The sequence below is a fragment of the Tenacibaculum retecalamus genome (assembly GCF_027941755.1).
Taxonomy (GTDB): Bacteria; Bacteroidota; Bacteroidia; order Flavobacteriales; family Flavobacteriaceae; genus Polaribacter; species Polaribacter haliotis_B.
Window position 1 is genome coordinate 128,677 of the sequence record NZ_CP115916.1, and the last position, 17,867, is coordinate 146,543.

A 17,867-nucleotide genomic window follows, 5' to 3' on the forward strand; every position below is an offset into this window, starting at 1 on the left:
TGTTATTTAATGTAAAGATGTATCAATTATATACTGTAACAATTGCTACGGTAATTCATTGGTACATTGATTAATTAATTTGGTCGCCTCTTAGTTTTCTAAACTTTTTACGAGCATCAACTAAATAGATGCTAGAAGCGTGGTCAAAAATAATCTTTTGATAGTATTCTTTAGCCTTTTCGGGGTTATTTAATTTTAAATTGTACAATTCTGCTAATTGGTAATACACATCATCAATATAAATTCCTTTTTTATCTAAAGCAATTATTTTATTGAAGCTTAAAATTGCTTCATCGTATTTTTGCTGTTTTACAAAAAGTTTAGCCTGTTTAAATAATGCTTCATCTTCAATAGGTTGCCCTTTATATTTTATAATAATCTCGTTTAAAATAGTAATTGCTTCGGTATCTTTATTCTGAAAAGCTAATAAATCGGCTTTAGCATACTCTTTCAATCCAGAAGCAATACTGTCTTTTGGTTCGTTATCATAAATTGTTAAAAATAAATTTGCTGCGTCGTTGGCAATTAATTGCGTTGCAGATCCTTTTAAAACCTTTAGTTGCGCTTTTGCCCATTTAAAATCGTTTTTAAAATAAGAGGTTTGTGCTACTTTAAAGCGTGCTTCTTGTCCTAAAAAATGATTTTTAAACTTTGTTTGAACCTGAGAAAAATAAATTAATGCTTTGTTAAACTTATTCGTAAACACTAAAACTTCACCTAGTTTAAGTTTTACCATTGCTTTTGTAAATCTAGAGCTGGCAAAAGTCATTGCTTTTTCTAAAATTTTAACTGCTTCTTCAGGGTTGTTTTTGGTAAATGTTACGTAATTAGCGTAGGCTATTTGTGTGCGAAAGGTGAGTTTGTTAATTCCGTATTCATCAAATACTTCTTTAAAACGAGTATCAACATCCGTTTGTTTTGTTTCAATAGCTATTTTTAAATTATTATTGATGGCATTAAACTTATCACTCGGATAATTGGTTTTTTCAATCATTAAATCGAAACATTCTTTTGCTGTTTCGTAATCTTCATTGTCTAGCGCTATTTTACCTAGCTCAGCAATTTTCCCTAAATTATCAGCATCTCTGGCTAGTAATGCTTTGTGCTGAATAAGTGCTTTACTGTATTGTTTTTGCTTAACAAATAACCAAGATAATAAATCGTTCCAAATATTTTTTGGATTGCTAATTGATTTTCTCAGCAATGCTTTTTTAAATAAAATATTGTTTTCATTTTCGGCATCATCATTAATATATCGGCTGGTAAAACGCTTTACGTTGTTAAGGTATTTTTCATTTTTATCAACCAAATTAACATACGATTCAAACATTTTAGAGAAGTTTCCTTTTTCACCATAAATTTGTGCTAATTGAAATCCGTAATTCGCATCTGGATTATTTGCCATCACTTTTGTGTAGGCTTCAATAGCATAATCTAATTTGTTATAATTTTTAAAAAGGCTTGCAATAACATTACCATAAGTGTCCCTTTCATCTAACGACTTAAGAGCTGTTTTGTATTGTTTATCAGCTTCAACATCGTTTTGTTGTCGTTCGAAATTATAACCTCTAATAACATTTAGGTAGCTTAAACTTGGTTTTTCTTTTAATTCTTTTGATAATAGGTTTTCAGCAATTAAAAACTGATCTGTTTCTTGATAACAGCTTACGAGTCTTTTTAAAAAGGTGTAATTGTACGGACTTTTATCGTGTAGTTTCTTGTAGAGCTGAATTGCTTTTTCATATTCATTGTTTCTAAAATAATTTTCAGCAACAATAAATTCGTTTTGTTGTGCGTAACAAAACAAACTAAAAATCAGTAAATTAAATAGAATAACAGCTTTTTTCATCAATCAAAAATACAGAACAATATTGTTAAATTTGTATTAAAAGGTGTCCTTTTTTTGAAAGTCTTGTAACATTTTGGCACGAACTTTGTCTTACTGATAACAAGACCAAACAATTTATACTATGAAAAACTTTAATACACAATATCAGATAGCAAAGAATAATGCAAATGAGTTTATGAATAACGGACAAATAACAAAGTATTTTGAAGCGTTATTAGAAATGAATAAATACAAAAGATTAATGGTGGCAGTGGTTGCCAACTAAAAATATATAGTGAGATTCTGAATTTATTTCAGAATCTCATCTAAAGGAAAATTAGTAACTGAATTATGTGAACCTGAAACAAGTTCAGGTTGACGAATTTAGTTTATGATTGTCAACTAAATATATAAAGTTAATTCATTTTTGAAGGGTGAATTACTAAAAATGCCAAGTTTCTTGATTGAAACTTGGCATTTTTTATTTTTAATGTCATTCTGAATTTATTTCAGAATCTTATAAATGATTTCTGTAAGTCTAAAACATGTTTAGATTTACCTACTTAATCAATCATATCAAAACCACAATAAGGTATTAATACCTCTGGTATTTTAATTCCGTCTGCTGTTTGATAATTTTCTAAAATTCCCGCTAAAACTCTAGGTAACGCTAAAGAACTTCCGTTTAATGTATGAACAAACTGACTTTTACCATCTTTGTTCTTAAAACGTAATTTTAAACGATTAGCTTGGTAAGTTTCAAAGTTTGAAGCCGAACTAATTTCTAACCAACGCTCTTGCGCAGTTGAATATAATTCGAAATCGAAAGTTAAAGCCGATGTAAAACCAGTATCACCACCACACAAACGTAAAATACGGTATGGTAATTTTAAATCACGTAAAATATCTTTAATATGTTCTACCATTCCGCTTAAAGCGTGGTACGAATTATCTGGGTGCTCTACACGAACAATTTCTACTTTATCAAACTGGTGTAAACGATTTAAACCACGAACATGCGCACCATAACTACCTGCTTCACGACGAAAACAAGGAGTATAACCTGTGTATTTAATTGGTAAATCAGCTTCTTTAACTAAATCATTCCTGTGAATATTGGTAATTGGCACTTCACCGGTAGGAATTAAATATAAATCATCAACAGTTGAATGATACATTTGTCCTTCCTTATCTGGTAACTGACCCGTTGCAATTCCTGAGGCTTCGTTTACTAAATGAGGAACTTGTACTTCTTTATAACCTGCAGCTGTATTTTTATCTAAAAAATAGTTGATCAACGCACGTTGTAAACGAGCACCTTTTCCTTTATAAACAGGAAAACCAGCACCAGTAATTTTTGTACCTAACTCAAAATCGATAATATCGTATTTCTTGGCTAATTCCCAGTGAGGTAATGCATTTTCTCCTAATTCAGGAATGGTTCCTTCACTAAAAATTTTCTCATTATCTTCTTCATTTTTTCCAGCTTTTACAGATGCATGAGGAATATTCGGAATTGTATATAATAATTCTTGTAAAGCGTTTGCTGTAGTATTTAACGTTTCGGTTAATTGCTTAGACTGTTCTTTTAATTGCCCTGTTTTTTCTTTTAACAAGTTCGCTTTCTGAACTTCACCAGCTTTAAAAAGACCGCCAATTTCTTTGGATATTTTGTTAGATTCAGCTAATATATTGTCTAAAGAAACTTGTGTAGCTCTACGAGTTTCATCAGAAGTTAATACTTCATTAATAATTGCTTCGGCATTGGCAAAATTACGCTTTGCTAATCCGTCTAAAACAGCTTGTTTGTTTTCTCTAATAAACTGAACCTGTAACATCTTTTTAAATTTTTAAGAATCGCAAAGATATAAGAAGCGGCAGACTTTGGCAATGCTAACGACTAATTGTTTTTAAGGTAGGTTTGTGAGGTTTCTTTGTCTTTTTTTAGTTGGATGACTAAATCGTTTACCGAATCGAATTTTTGTTCATCTCTTAAAAAGTAAAGTAAATTTACTGTAAGGTTTTCATTATATAAATCGGCATTAAAATCGAAAAAATGAACTTCAATTGTTTGGTGTTCTCCGTTAACTGTAGGTCGGTTGCCTATGTTCATCATTCCGAAAACGGTAATATTTTTAATAACAGCTTTTACCACATAAACACCAGTTTTAGGTATCAATTTGTACTCTTCTAAAACATCAATGTTAGCGGTAGGAAAACCTATTGTGCCGCCTAGTTTTTTTCCGTTAACTACTTTTCCTGTTAGAGAGAAGTTATAACCTAAATAATTATTTGCTGTTTTTAAATGCCCGTTCGTAAGTGCTTTTCTGATTTTAGTAGAGCTTACCGATACCTCGTCAATATCTTGTGCAGGAATTTCCTGTACCGTAAAATCATATAAATGAGAATATTCTGTTAGTTGCTCTATATTTCCTTCTCTGTTTTTACCGAAATGATGATCGTAGCCAATAATCAATTTAGAAGTATTTAATTGATTTACTAAAATATCACGAACAAAATCTAGTGCAGTAAGTCTCGAAAATTCTTTACTAAAAGGATGAATAATTAAAGAATCTAAACCTAATTTTTTAAGATGTGCAGCACGCTCATCAATCGTATTTATTAATTTTATAGATACATCTTTTTGTAAAACCATCCGCGGATGCGGGAAAAAAGTTAATAAAACTGATTTTTTATTGGTTGATTTAGCTTCTTCAATTAATTCCTTAATAATTTTTTGATGCCCGATGTGAACGCCATCAAAAGTACCAATGGTTACTATTGTTTTTTGAGTGGTAACGAAGTCAAAAATAGAAGGTATTATTTCCAAGTTAAGTACATATATTTATGCAAAAATACAATTTGTAGAATAGTTGAAATAAAGATTATTAAATAAAAATAAAAAATTAAGGATGTTTAAAAATGAAGCTTACATTTTTAGATTATCATAAAATGAAGGTTAATTATTTCACAAATAAAAAAAAATTGTATTTTGCACATCAGTTAACAAATTATTATACATTATGATGAAAAAACTATTACTTGTTGCTTTTGCACTATTTGGTGCGGCAACAATGGTTGCTCAGACGACCATAACAGGTACCGTCAATGACGCATCTCTTGGGGGAGTATTACCAGGGGCAAACATTAAGGTTTTAAGAAAATCCGTAGGAACATCTACAGACTTTGATGGAAAATTTACAATGAAAGTGACGGATACACCACCTTTTACTATAGAGATTTCTTCTTTAGGGTATCAGTCAAAAAACGTTGAAATAACTAAAAACAATCAAGTTGTTGAAGTTAGTTTAACTGAAAATGCAACATCTTTAGATGAGGTTGTAATTTCTGCTTCTAGAACTCCAGAACGTATTATGGAATCTCCAGTTACGGTTGAAAGAATGGATGCTAGAGCAATTAGAAATACTTCTTCTCCTTCTTTTTATGACGGATTAGAGAATTTAAAAGGGGTAGATATTAATTCTAACAGTTTAACTTTTAAATCTGTAAACACTCGTGGTTTTGCAACTTTTGCAAATGAACGTTTTATGCAATTAGTAGACGGAATGGATAATTCTTCTCCTGCATTAAACTTTGCTTTAGGTAACCTTTTAGGGATGTCTGAATTAGATGTAAAAACAGTAGAGTTATTACCAGGAGCATCTTCTGCATTATATGGTGCAAATGCTTTTAACGGTATTATGTTTATGACAAGTAAAAGTCCTTTTGATGACCAAGGGATTAGCTATGTTTTAAAAACAGGAATGACAAGTCAAGAAGCTGCTGGAGACAATACTTTTTACGATACAAGTATTCGTATGGCACATGTTTTTAGTGATAAATTTGCTGCAAAAACAACATTGTCTTATTTAAAAGGTGAGGAATGGCATGCTACTGATTATAGAGATGAAAATGGAGGGTCTGCAACAGATCATACAGGTAATACTGCTTATAACGGTTTAAATGTGTATGGTGATGATTTTACGCAAACGTTAGATTTTGATGCGCTTGCAAGTGCACCTGCAGGAACTTTTGGTACAGCCAAAATTTCTAGAACAGGATATAAAGATGTTGATTTAATGACTAATGAAGCTAAAAGTGTAAAGTTTGGTGGTTCATTACATTATAGACCTTGGGGGAATGACCGTTTAGAAATTATTTGGAATTCTAAGTTTGGTACAGGTAATACTATTTATCAAGGACAGAGTAGATATAATATCCAAAATTTCTACATGGAGCAACACAAATTAGAGTTTAAAGGAAAAAGTTTCTTTGTTCGTGGTTATATGACTAAAGAGGATGCAGGAGATTCTTACGATACTCGTTTTGCTGCAATTAATATTAACAGAGCTTGGAAAGGTGATGTAGATTGGTTTACACAGTATGCACAAGGATATCTTGGAACAATAACTAGTGGCACAGGGATAACACCAGCAATGGCTCACGCATCAGCAAGAGCATATGCTGATACTGGAAGATTTGTGCCAGGTACAAGTGAATTTAATGCTGCTTTCGAAACTGTAAAGCAAGATCCAGATATTAAGACTGGGGCTAAGTTTCAGGATGAAACAAAATTATACCATGTAGATGCTAATTTAAATTTACAAGATTATATTGACTGGGCAGAAGTACAAGTAGGTGGTTCTTACAGACAATATGTATTAAACTCTGGAGGTACAATTTTTACTGATGCTGATGGACCAATTGATTATGATGAGTTTGGTGTATATACACAAATTCAAAAGAAATTAATGGAAGACCGTTTAAAAGTTACTGCTTCTGCTCGTTATGACAAAGCTCAAAACTTTGACGGAAACGTATCACCTCGTTTATCATTAGCATATGCAGCAGGTGAAGATAAAAATCATAACTTTAGAGCATCTGTACAAACAGGTTTTAGAAACCCAACAACACAAGATCAATACATTGGTTTAGATGCAGGTAATGGTATTTTATTAGGTACAGCACCTGATAACATCGATAGATATGTATCAAGTCCTTATGACTTAAGTGCAGGAGGTGCAGTAATAAATGGTAGTCCTACTGCTGTCTTAACAGGTAGAATGGCATATGAAAACTCATACACTTTAGCTTCTGTTAATAAGTTCTCAGGTACAGGTAATCCTGCTGATTTAGTTAAATCTGATGTAGAGTTTGTAAAACCAGAACATGTAACTGCTTTTGAAGTTGGGTATAGAGGGGTTGCAAAAGGAATTGCAATTGATTTGAATGTATATTACAATAAGTATAAAGACTTCGTTGCGTCTAAAAACGTAATAGCACCATTGTATGGTACTGTAGGTACTTTAGCAGCTGTAAGTGCAATACCAGCTGGAGACTTTAAAGTTGTTTCTTTAGACAGTAATTCAGATGCTGATATTAGTTCTTATGGTGCTACAATTGGTTTAAATACGAAAGTGTTAGACGGATTTAATGTAGGATTAAACTATACGTATTCTAAGTTTGATTTTGATCAAGCAGCAAATCCAGGTTTCGAAGCAGGATTTAATACACCAGAGCACAAGGTTAAGTTTCAGTTTGGTAAAGCAAACGTGATTAAAAACTTAGGGTTTAATGTAAACGTAAGATGGCAAGATGAATTTTTATGGGAGTCTTCTTTTTATGACGGTATCGTAGATGCTAGAACTGTTGTGGATGCACAAGTAAACTATAAAGTGCCTTCTATTAAGTCGATGTTTAAAGTAGGAGCTGCTAATATTGGTGGTAAAGAATACTTTAGTGCACCAGGTGTTGGAGCAACAGGTTCTCAATACTTTGTTTCTTGGACAATCAATAACTAAGAATAATTTTATGTAACGTACATAATAACGTTACAGATAAATAAACTAAAAAGGCTTCATTTTTAAATGAAGCCTTTTTTTATTCGTTACTGTTATCAATCCATTCTTTTATTTTTTGATCATTGATGATATATTTCTTGTATTTATTATCTTTATATCGATAATAAATAAATACAGGCATTAATACAAAAGCCATATAAAAAACACCTAATCCCATTACAATTTGTGCCTTCGGATGTTCAGTATTTAAAAGATAAGCTCCTGTAAGCATCCATAATAAAAAGATGATGAATAATATTTTTAGTGCTGTTTTCATTATTTTTAATTTTAATAGTACAAAAGTAAAAAATCCTATCATGTTAATAATGATAGGATTTTTATTTTATTGATAAGAATATTGCTTACATTTTTTGTAACCAATTTCTTACATCTACTTCTTGTTTAATAATATTTTTTAATTCTGATATTTGAACACGTTTTTGTTCCATCGTATCTCTATGGCGAATGGTAACACTATCGTCATTTAACGTATCATGATCAACAGTAATACAAAAAGGTGTACCATTAGCATCTTGACGACGATAACGACGCCCTACAGCATCTTTTTCATCATAAGATACACTAAAGTCCCATTTTAAATCTTCCATTATCTTACGTGCAACCTCAGGCAATCCATCTTTTTTAACTAGCGGTAAAATGGCTGCTTTTACAGGTGCTAAAATAGCAGGTAGTTTTAATACAGTTCTTGTGGTACCGTTTTCTAAAGCTTCTTCTTGTAAAGAGTTTGAAAATACGGCTAAAAACATTCTATCTAATCCGATTGAAGTTTCAACTACGTAAGGCGTGTAACTTTTGTTCTCTTCATGATCGAAATATTGTAATTTCTTACCAGAGTGTTCTTCATGTGCTTTTAAATCGAAATCAGTACGAGAGTGAATACCTTCTAATTCTTTAAATCCGAAAGGAAATTTAAACTCAATATCAGCCGCGTTATCAGCATAATGCGCTAATTTTTCATGGTCATGAAAGCGATAGTTTTCAGCGCCCATACCTAACGATAAGTGCCAGTTTAAACGGTTTTCTTTCCATTTGTTATACCATTCTTCTTGAGTTCCTGGTTTTACAAAAAATTGCATTTCCATTTGCTCAAATTCACGCATTCTAAATATAAACTGACGTGCAACAATTTCGTTACGAAAAGCTTTACCGGTTTGTGCAATTCCGAAAGGAATTTTCATTCTACCAGTTTTTTGTACGTTTAAAAAGTTTACAAAAATCCCTTGAGCAGTTTCAGGACGTAAGTATAAATCCATCGCGCTTTCTGCAGAGGCTCCTAGTTTGGTTCCAAACATTAAGTTAAACTGTTTAACCTCTGTCCAGTTTTTAGAACCTGTTAATGGATCTGCAATTTCTAATTCTTCAATTAGTAACTTTACGTCAGCTAAATCTTCTTTTTCTAAAGATTTACCTAAACGAGATAAAATAGTATTTATTTTTTCTTGATATCCTAAAACACGGCCATTAGTAGCAACAAACTCTTCTTTGTTAAAGGCATCACCAAAACGTTTGGCAGCTTTTTTGACTTCTTTTTCAATTTTACCTTCAATTTTAAGGCAATAGTCCTCTACTAAAACATCGGCTCTGTACCTTTTTTTAGAATCCTTATTATCAATTAAAGGATCGTTAAAAGCATCTACGTGGCCTGAAGCTTTCCAAGTAGTTGGGTGCATTAAGATAGAGGCATCAATACCAACAATGTTTTCGTGCATTTGCACCATTGCTTTCCACCAATAATCTCTAATGTTTTTCTTTAACTCAACTCCGTTTTGAGCATAGTCATATACCGCACTTAACCCATCATAAATTTCAGATGATTGAAATACATAACCGTATTCTTTTGCGTGCGATAATACTTTTTTAAATTGATCTTCTTGTTTTGCCATAGTGCAAAAATAAAATAAGGTTTTTAACTAATACTATTCTAAATGAAAAAAGTGAAGAATTAAACGAATTCTTCACTTTTTTAGTTGTTTTAAGTCTTTTTTATCTAAGATTAAGAGTTGCTGCTCCGGAATATACTCCGTCAACAAAAGCACTTACGGTATATTTACCTTTATTAATGTCGTCTCTATTTACTAAAACAAGTGAAACAAGACTTAATTGGTCATTGTTATAGTTGATTTCAATGGAGTCGGTATATTGAACCTTACCACCATCTTTTAAGTTCGTAACTCCTTTAGGAGCTACTACTTTTTTGTTTTCATCAATAATTTGAATGTATACAGATTTTTCACCAGCATTGGCAATTACATTTTTTAATAAATCGAAATTAATTTTAAAAGCATCTGTTCTGTTAGATCTTGATGTAGAGGTTAATTTTCCACTGCTGCGTTCTTTCATTGCAACTACTTTAACGGGGCTTGTTTTTATAATTCCACCAATAGCAATTTTGGTTTCAAGTGTCTTTTGTTTTTTTTCTAATTCCTTGTTTTTTTCAGTTAAAGAAGTATTAATTGTTTCTTTTTGCTGTAAAATTTCATTCGTAATTACATTCTCTTGAGATAATACATGATTGGCTGTGTTAAGAGAATCTACTCTTATAAAAAGGTTTCTATTTTCACGTTCTAAACTTGCAATTTTTTTTCTATACCTTCTTATTAAGTTATAGTTATCCATTCGCATGTTTTTAATAGAGTCACGTAGATTATTCATCTTAACAAGCTCTATTTTTAGCCTTTTAGATAGTCGCTTTTTACGAACAACAACATCTGTATAATCTTTAATCATTTCATCTAATTCTTTTTCTAAATCAGCTTTGTCTTGCTGAAAAACTTCCTGAAGGTCGTTATACTGACTCGATTTTTGAAACGAATAAAGTGTTAGGAAAAGGGTTAAAACAAGTAGTAGAACAACAAATGAGTTTTTTCTTTTTTGAGGGGTCATAATTAAGGGGGATTAATGTTGGTTATATGGTTTTATATCATTTTTTTATTTAAGATCTATAATTGTATCGTTGGTAAAAGCACCATCAACAAAAACATTTATTTTATAAGAACCTTCATTTATATCATCTCGATTTACATCAATGAAAGAAATTACAGATAGTTGTTTATTATGGTATTTGGCCGTTAAAATATCATTACAAAGTATTTTTTCTGTATTTTTTAATACAACTTCCTTTGCAGGGAAAATAACACTGCTGTTATTTACAATTTGAATATAAATAGCTTTATATCCAGGATTTGTAACATTATTTTCTAGTAGATTAAATTCTATTTTAAAAGCATCTGTTTTGCTAGATCTAGTGGTAGAAGTGTGTTTACCACTTCTTCTTTTTTCATTGCTGCTACTTTTATTACAGAAGTTTTAATAATTTCTGCAATGGCTACTTTTTCTTTTAAAGCTCTTTCTTGTTGATCAAGATAGTTTTTCTTGTAATTCAATTTAATATATTGACTTTCCTTTAGCGCTAAAACTTCTGATACACTATCATTTTTTGATAATAACTGATTGTTTACAGAGTTTAAGGAGTCAATATGTTTAAAAAGAATTTCATTCTGTTTAGCTAAACTAGAAATTCGTTTTCTATAGAAGCGAAATAAACGATAATCAGTACTTTTTAAGCTGTTAATCGTGTCTTTAAGTTTTATTATATCGTGAAGTTTGTTACTAAGGTTTAAATAAGCATTATCCTTATTATAAACAGCCCCTTCATAGTTTTTTATAACACGATTCAATTCTAATTCTAGCTCTTCTTTTTCTAATTTAAAAACATCTTTTAAATCAGCATATTCACTAGCATTTTGATAAGACAATAATCCAATTGTAATTATCAATAGCAGCAAAAAGGCAATAAAACCGTTACTGTTTAATTTTTTGGTACTCATTTGGGGGTTATGATGAATAGTTTGGTGTATTCGGCACTAAGGTACTATTTTTTATGCAGTTATAAATAAAGGCAGGAGGAAAATTAAGTGGTTCGAAACTTAGTTTGATATCCTTTCCGAAAAACTCTTGCAATTTTTTGAAGTAGGTTAAGCTATACTGGTATTGAATAAATAGTCCTTTATCCTTTAAAATATGATAACTTTCGAGTAAAATATTGTGAGATATTTCTTTGGGAAGAATCGTTAAAGGTAGGCTAGAAATTATATGATTTGCTTGTGTATATCCTAGTTTTTTAATCTCTGCCATCATGTTTTCGGCAGACGCTTTTAAAACAATTAACTGCGGATGTTTAATTTTTTTTAACTCCTCGTAAAAAGCATCGTTAATTTCAAAGCAAATTAAAACAGCTTTTGGTTGAATTTTATTTAAAATAGCATGAGTTATCGCTCCGTTTCCAGAGCCTAATTCGATAATAACTTCAGCTTTTTTGAAGTTAATTTCCTTTAGCATTTTTGTAGCTAAATATCTAGAACTAGGAACAAGAGTACCAGCTGTTTTATAGTTTTTTATAGCTTCTTTAAAAAAATTAAATTTTTTACTCAAAATAGTGTATTGTTATGTTTTTCGTATATTTCTTCTAAAAATTCTTGTAAATATGCAATATTTAAAAGATATATTCTATTTATTTTATCCAAATTTATGTGTTAATTGTAAGATAACATTATTGCAGAACGAACAATTTTTGTGTGCTATTTGTTGTAATGAATTACCTATTATAGATGATAATGAATACGTAAACCTAACATTATTATCTCCTTTTTATGGTAAAGTTATTGTAAAAAACGTGCGTTCTTTTATGTATTACCAAAAACAAGGTATTACTCAAAAAATTATTCATGAATTAAAATACAAAAATCAACCAGAAATAGGAGTGTTTATTGCAAATTGGTTTGGAAGTCAACTTAAAGAATCTGACGTGTTTAATAATGTTGATTACATTATTCCGGTGCCATTGCATAAAAAAAAGTTAAAAAAACGAGGATATAATCAACTTACAAAATTCGGAGAGTCGTTAAGTGATATTTTAAATATTGAATATAAAGCAGGAGTTTTAATTAAGTCATCCATCGCAAAAACACAAACATTTAAACATCGTTTTGAGCGCTTTTCAGATTCAAAAACAAATTTTAAGTTAACAAATTTTAAGGTTTTTGAAAATAAGCATATTCTTTTAATCGATGACGTAATTACCACAGGCGCAACTTTAGTTGCTTGTTGTAATGAATTACTAAAAGTTAAAAACATTACGATTAGCATTGCTACCATGGCTTATACTAAAAAAGAATGATTTTTGTTGCTGTTATTTTAGTACTTTTGATGTTGGAATTAAACACTCAATTTGTGAAAAATAAGTTATTATTTTTAGTCGTTTTAGTATCTGTAATCATATTAAGTTGTGCACGAAAAGGAAGACCCGAAGGTGATCCTAAAGATGAAGATGCGCCAATTATGATGACAGCGAATCCGCCTTATGAAACAATTAATTTTGATAAAAAAAATATCAAAATAGAATTTGACGAATACATTGTTTTAAAAGATTTAACGAAGCAACTAGTAGTTTCTCCACCTTTAAAATATCCACCAGTAATAACACCACAAGGAACACCAAGTAAATATATTAATATTGAAATTTTAGATACTCTAAAAACAAATACAACGTACACTTTTAATTTCGGAAGTGCAGTTCAGGATAATAATGAAAACAATAAGTTAGAGAGCTTTAAATATGTGTTTTCTACGGGGAATTATATCGATTCTTTAAAGATTACAGGAGCTGTTGCGAATGCATTTAAAAAAGAAAAATTAAAAAGCATATCAGTTTTATTATATCGATTAGATAGTACTTATAACGATTCGATTATTTACAAGGAAAAGCCGAATTATGTTACCAGTACCTTAGACTCTAGTAACTTTGAGTTTACCAATTTGCGTGATGGAAAGTATTTATTGTTAGCATTAAAAGAAGCATCAAAAAATTACCTTTTTAATAGTAAAACAGATGAAATAGGTTTTTATACTGATACTATTTCTTTACCAAAAGATACTTTGATAACGAAACCGATTCGTCTTTTTAAAGAGTTACAACCGTATAAGTTTAAAAGAGGAAAAGAAGTTGTAAAAGGAAAAATTGAGTTTGGTTACGAAGGAGAGCGTGAAAAGATGAAAATTGAATTATTATCAAAGGTTCCAGAAACATTTAAGTCGTTTTCTCAATACGAAAAAGAAACAGACACACTTAATTATTGGCATACTCCTATAAAACAAGATTCGTTAAATTTTATAGTATCCAATACAAATTTTAGAGATACAATAAGAGTTCGTTTGCGTAAAAATAAAATTGATTCTTTAAGTGTTTCATCAGCTGTAGGTATAAATTTACATTTAAATGATACCATATTTTTAAACACTAATAATCCTATTATTCATGTAGATAAATCTAAGTTTTCATTGGTAGATAAAGATACGATGAATGTTGATTTTGAAGTAAAAAAGCAAACGATAAATAAGTTGGCTGTTTTGTTTAAAAAGACACCTAAAATGAATTATAAATTTGATGTTTTACCGAAAGGAATTATCGATTTATATGAAACAACAAACGATTCGTTAAACTATCAATTTAAAACATTAACAACCGAAGATTATGGAAGCATAATTTTAGAGGTGAAAAAAGAAACAAAGCATCCTATTATAATTCAACTTTTAAACAATAAAAAGGTTGTGAAAACAAGATATATTTCATCTTCTCAAAAAGTCGAATTCAAATTATTAATACCAAAAGAATATACAGTTAGAGCAATTATTGATGAAAATAATAACCATGTTTGGGACACTGGTAATTTCTTGTCAAGAAAACAACCTGAACAAGTAATTTACTTTGAAACAGTTTTTAAACTTAGAGCGAATTGGATTCAGAATGAAGAGTTTATTGTTAAGTAAACTCTTCATTAATTTATTCGCTATTCGTCATAACTAGTAGCGCTAGGGCAGAATAATAACTCGGTTGGGTTATCAATATCATATAAATATTGATAACTCCTTGAATCTTTATTGCAATAAGGCTCTATCAGTTCTAGCATAGTATTAAATCCGTTTAAAGTTAGTACGCAAAAAAAAGTTTCGTTGTCTTTGGTTAATATTCCTTCATCAGATTTAAACAAACCGAAAATTAAATTACAATTACGTGGCGCTATAAAATCAACCTCTGCTAAATTTAATTTTTGTCTTTTTTCAATAACAGTTTCCTTAATTAAATCTCTAAACTTAACAGCTTCGGTTTTGTCGAAATTGTATAAACGAACAACATGTTCATCAAAACCATTTACATTTTCTATATAATCTAACTCCATCTTCTCTCTTAATTAATGTGCTTGTAGCCAATTTTCTCCTTCACCAATTTCAACATCTAAAGGAACAGCCATTTTAAAGGCATTTTCCATTTCCTCTTTAATAATTGGTTTAATAATTTCTAACTCATCTTTATGGGCATCAAAAACCAATTCATCATGCACTTGTAATAGCATTTTCGATTTAAAACCTTCTTTTTCAAATCGATTGTAAATGTTAATCATGGCTAATTTAATAATATCAGCAGCACTTCCCTGTATAGGTGCATTTACTGCGTTACGTTCTGCAGCACCACGCACAATTGCATTTTGAGAATTGATATTTTTTAAATACCTGCGACGGTTTAAAACGGTTTCTACATAACCGTTTTCACGAGCAAAATCTACTTGTTCTGCCATATAATTTCGCAACTTCGGATAGGTTTCATAATACGCATCAATCAACGCCTTTGCTTCTTTACGAGATAAATCGGTTTGATTGCTTAATCCGAAGGCAGAAACACCATATACGATTCCAAAATTTACTGTTTTTGCATTGCTTCGTTGTTCGCGAGTAACTTCACTTAACGGAACATTAAAAACTTTTGATGCTGTTGAAGTATGAATATCTTCGCCATTTTTAAAGGCTTCAATCATGGTTTCTTCTTCGCTTAAAGCAGCAATAATTCGCAATTCAATCTGAGAATAATCCGCAGCAACTAATACATAGTTTTCATCCCGCGGAATAAAAGCTTTACGAACCTCTTGACCACGTTTTGTACGAATAGGAATGTTCTGTAAATTTGGGTTGTTAGAACTCAATCTTCCTGTTGCGGCAACTGCTTGCGCATACGAAGTATGAATACGACCGGTTTTGGTATTTATCTCATTTGGTAAAGCATCTACATAAGTGCTTTGTAATTTTTTATACTGACGATATTCTTGAATATCTCTAATAATTTGATGCTCTTTTGCTAAGAAAGACAACACATCTTCGGCAGTTGAGTATTGCCCTGTTTTTGTCTTTTTTGGTTTCTCTACCAATTGCATGTTTTCAAATAAAACAATTCCTAATTGTTTAGGTGATGCAATATTAAATTCTTCTCCAGCTTGCTCATAAATACTTTTTTCTAAGCGTTCAATATCATTCGCTAAATCAACAGAAAGCTCTTTTAAGAAAGGAACATTTAAATTGATTCCTTCTATTTCCATGGCTGTTAAAACCGAAACTAGTGGAGTCTCAATCGTATTAAATAATTTAGTAACATTCCCACTTTCTAATTCATTGGTAAAATGTTCTTTTAACTGTAAAGTAATATCGGCATCTTCAACGGCATATTCGGTTTGTTTGTCAATTTCAACTTGTTGCATAGAAAGTTGATTTTTCCCTTTTTTACCAATCAATTCTGTAATAGCAACTGGCTGATAATTTAAGTAGGTTTCTGCTAAAATATCCATTCCGTGTCGCATATCAGGGTTTATCAGATAATGCGCAATCATGGTATCAAATAATTTTCCTTTTACAGGAATGTTGTAATTTGATAAAACTTTGATGTCGTATTTTAAATTATGACCAATTTTTTCAATTGTTGAGGTTTCAAAAAACGCACAAAACTCTTGTAAAATTGCTTTTGTTTCTTCTTGATCTTCTGGAAAAGAAACATAATATCCTTTGCCAATTTCCCAAGAAAAAGAAATCCCGATTAATTCAACTTCTAAGGCTTTTAAACCCGTAGTTTCTGTATCAAAACAAACAGACTCTTGTTGCATTAACTTGTTTAATAATAATTTTCTTGATAAAGGAGAATTTACATGCTGATAAAGATGCTTGGTATTATTGATGTTTCTGTAACCAGAAGCAATTTCAACTTCGGTAATAGTTCCTGCACCCGGAGCAGCAAATAAATCGAATTGCCCAGCGGTACTTTTATCAGCTACTTTTTTTGGTTTGGCAGCTGTTTTTTCTTCTTTTTTTACTTCGGATGTATTTTCGCTAACTCCAAAAGCTTTTAAGAAATTATCAGTTAAACGACGGAACTCTAAATTGGTGAAAATTTCTTTAGTCGCTTCGATATTTGGTTGGCACATTTCAAAATTTTCCTGATGAAACTCAACAGGAACATCCAGCATAATCGTAGCTAATTCTTTTGATAAAATTCCAAGTTCGGCATTCGCCTCTACTTTTTCTTTCATTTTACCTTTTAAATCTGCTGTGTTAGCCAACAGATTTTCCATAGAGCCATATTGTGCTAAAAACTTCTTAGCTGTTTTTTCGCCAACACCAGGTAATCCGGGAATGTTATCAACAGAATCACCCATCATTCCTAAGAAATCAATCACTTGTTCGGGTCTTTCTACGCCAAATTTTTCTTGTACTTCTGGTATTCCCCAAGTTTCATATCCACCACCAAAACGTGGTCGGTACATAAAAATATTTTCAGAAACTAATTGTGCAAAATCCTTATCGGGTGTTACCATATAGGTTTTATAACCTTCTTTTTCGGCTTTTTTAGCTAAAGTTCCAATAATATCATCGGCTTCATATCCTGTTTTTATAATAGCAGGAATATTCATTGCTTTTAAAATTTCTTCGATATACGGCACTGCAATTTTTATCGCCTCAGGAGTTTCTTGTCTGTTTGCTTTATATTCAGGGAAAGCCTCTACTCTGGCAACAGATCCTCCACGGTCAAAACAAACCGCTAAATGATCAGGGCGTTCACGCTTTATAACATCTAATAACGAATTTGTAAAGCCCAAAATAGCAGAAACATCCATCCCTTTCGAGTTAATTCGTGGGTTTTTTATAAAAGCATAGTATCCTCTAAATATTAATGCGAAAGCGTCGAGTAAAAAAAGTCGTTTTTGATCTGCCATTTTTATATGTTAAACCTATTAGTATAAGTTGATTATCAGTATTTAGTTGTCGGAATTAACCTGTAAAAGTATCGAAGTTCCCTTCGATGG

At 30.9% G+C, this 17,867-nt stretch carries 14 protein-coding genes; 4 read left to right on the forward strand and 10 right to left on the reverse strand.

From position 1 onward, the window contains the following. Nucleotides 1–70: 70 nt before the first annotated feature. Nucleotides 71–1,849 carry a tetratricopeptide repeat protein gene (locus tag PG912_RS00620; RefSeq protein WP_275688073.1) on the reverse strand — a complete coding sequence of 593 codons (1,779 nt, stop codon included), beginning with the start codon at nt 1,847–1,849 and terminating at the stop codon, nt 71–73. Between the two features lie 121 nt (nt 1,850–1,970). Between PG912_RS00620 and PG912_RS00625 the strand changes: the two genes are divergently transcribed. After that, entirely contained in the window at nt 1,971–2,114 is a 144-nt protein-coding gene (locus tag PG912_RS00625; RefSeq protein ID WP_260585489.1) for a hypothetical protein, read from the forward strand. Nucleotides 2,115–2,391: 277 nt separating this feature from the next. Here the strand turns inward: PG912_RS00625 and serS are convergent, their stop codons facing one another. Together serS and PG912_RS00635 are read right to left on the reverse strand one after the other, a co-directional pair. Beyond that, nucleotides 2,392–3,666 carry a serine--tRNA ligase gene (serS, locus tag PG912_RS00630; RefSeq protein ID WP_275688074.1) on the reverse strand — a complete coding sequence of 425 codons (1,275 nt, stop codon included), beginning with the start codon at nt 3,664–3,666 and terminating at the stop codon, nt 2,392–2,394. A 62-nt stretch (nt 3,667–3,728) separates the two neighbouring features. Next, a complete protein-coding gene (locus PG912_RS00635; RefSeq protein WP_275688075.1) occupies nt 3,729–4,658 on the reverse strand; it encodes a bifunctional riboflavin kinase/FAD synthetase in 930 nt (309 codons plus the stop codon). A 193-nt stretch (nt 4,659–4,851) separates the two neighbouring features. On the opposite strand from PG912_RS00635, the gene PG912_RS00640 reads away from it, so the two are divergent. Beyond that, on the forward strand, nt 4,852–7,629 hold the full coding sequence (locus PG912_RS00640) for a TonB-dependent receptor (protein WP_275688076.1): 2,778 nt from the start codon (nt 4,852–4,854) through the stop codon (nt 7,627–7,629). 79 nt (nt 7,630–7,708) lie between these two features. Here the strand turns inward: PG912_RS00640 and PG912_RS00645 are convergent, their stop codons facing one another. The 5 genes from PG912_RS00645 to PG912_RS00665 form a co-directional block, all read right to left on the reverse strand. Next, the gene (locus PG912_RS00645; RefSeq protein ID WP_260585484.1) at nt 7,709–7,945 is read right to left on the reverse strand and encodes a hypothetical protein; all 237 of its coding nucleotides are present in this window, start codon (nt 7,943–7,945) and stop codon (nt 7,709–7,711) included. Nucleotides 7,946–8,030: 85 nt separating this feature from the next. Beyond that, nucleotides 8,031–9,572 carry a glycine--tRNA ligase gene (locus PG912_RS00650; RefSeq protein WP_275688077.1) on the reverse strand — a complete coding sequence of 514 codons (1,542 nt, stop codon included), beginning with the start codon at nt 9,570–9,572 and terminating at the stop codon, nt 8,031–8,033. A 100-nt stretch (nt 9,573–9,672) separates the two neighbouring features. Next, nucleotides 9,673–10,572: a hypothetical protein gene (locus PG912_RS00655; protein WP_275688078.1), complete on the reverse strand. Its 900-nt coding sequence runs from the start codon at nt 10,570–10,572 to the stop codon at nt 9,673–9,675. A gap of 329 nt (nt 10,573–10,901) precedes the next feature. After that, the gene (locus PG912_RS00660) at nt 10,902–11,516 is read right to left on the reverse strand and encodes a hypothetical protein (protein WP_275688079.1); all 615 of its coding nucleotides are present in this window, start codon (nt 11,514–11,516) and stop codon (nt 10,902–10,904) included. Nucleotides 11,517–11,523: 7 nt separating this feature from the next. Further along, nucleotides 11,524–12,120, reverse strand: coding sequence for a class I SAM-dependent methyltransferase (locus tag PG912_RS00665; protein WP_275688080.1), 597 nt, complete (start codon nt 12,118–12,120; stop codon nt 11,524–11,526). A gap of 121 nt (nt 12,121–12,241) precedes the next feature. Here PG912_RS00665 and PG912_RS00670 point away from each other — a divergent pair, with 121 nt between their 5' ends. Together PG912_RS00670 and PG912_RS00675 are read left to right on the forward strand one after the other, a co-directional pair. Continuing rightward, on the forward strand, nt 12,242–12,865 hold the full coding sequence (locus tag PG912_RS00670; protein WP_275688081.1) for a ComF family protein: 624 nt from the start codon (nt 12,242–12,244) through the stop codon (nt 12,863–12,865). 53 nt (nt 12,866–12,918) lie between these two features. Further along, nucleotides 12,919–14,514, forward strand: coding sequence for an Ig-like domain-containing protein (locus PG912_RS00675; protein ID WP_275688082.1), 1,596 nt, complete (start codon nt 12,919–12,921; stop codon nt 14,512–14,514). A 20-nt stretch (nt 14,515–14,534) separates the two neighbouring features. Here the strand turns inward: PG912_RS00675 and PG912_RS00680 are convergent, their stop codons facing one another. Together PG912_RS00680 and polA are read right to left on the reverse strand one after the other, a co-directional pair. Next, nucleotides 14,535–14,924 carry a hypothetical protein gene (locus PG912_RS00680; protein ID WP_260585476.1) on the reverse strand — a complete coding sequence of 130 codons (390 nt, stop codon included), beginning with the start codon at nt 14,922–14,924 and terminating at the stop codon, nt 14,535–14,537. Nucleotides 14,925–14,936: 12 nt separating this feature from the next. Continuing rightward, nucleotides 14,937–17,777: a DNA polymerase I gene (gene polA / locus PG912_RS00685; protein ID WP_275688083.1), complete on the reverse strand. Its 2,841-nt coding sequence runs from the start codon at nt 17,775–17,777 to the stop codon at nt 14,937–14,939. Nucleotides 17,778–17,867 lie beyond the last annotated feature (90 nt).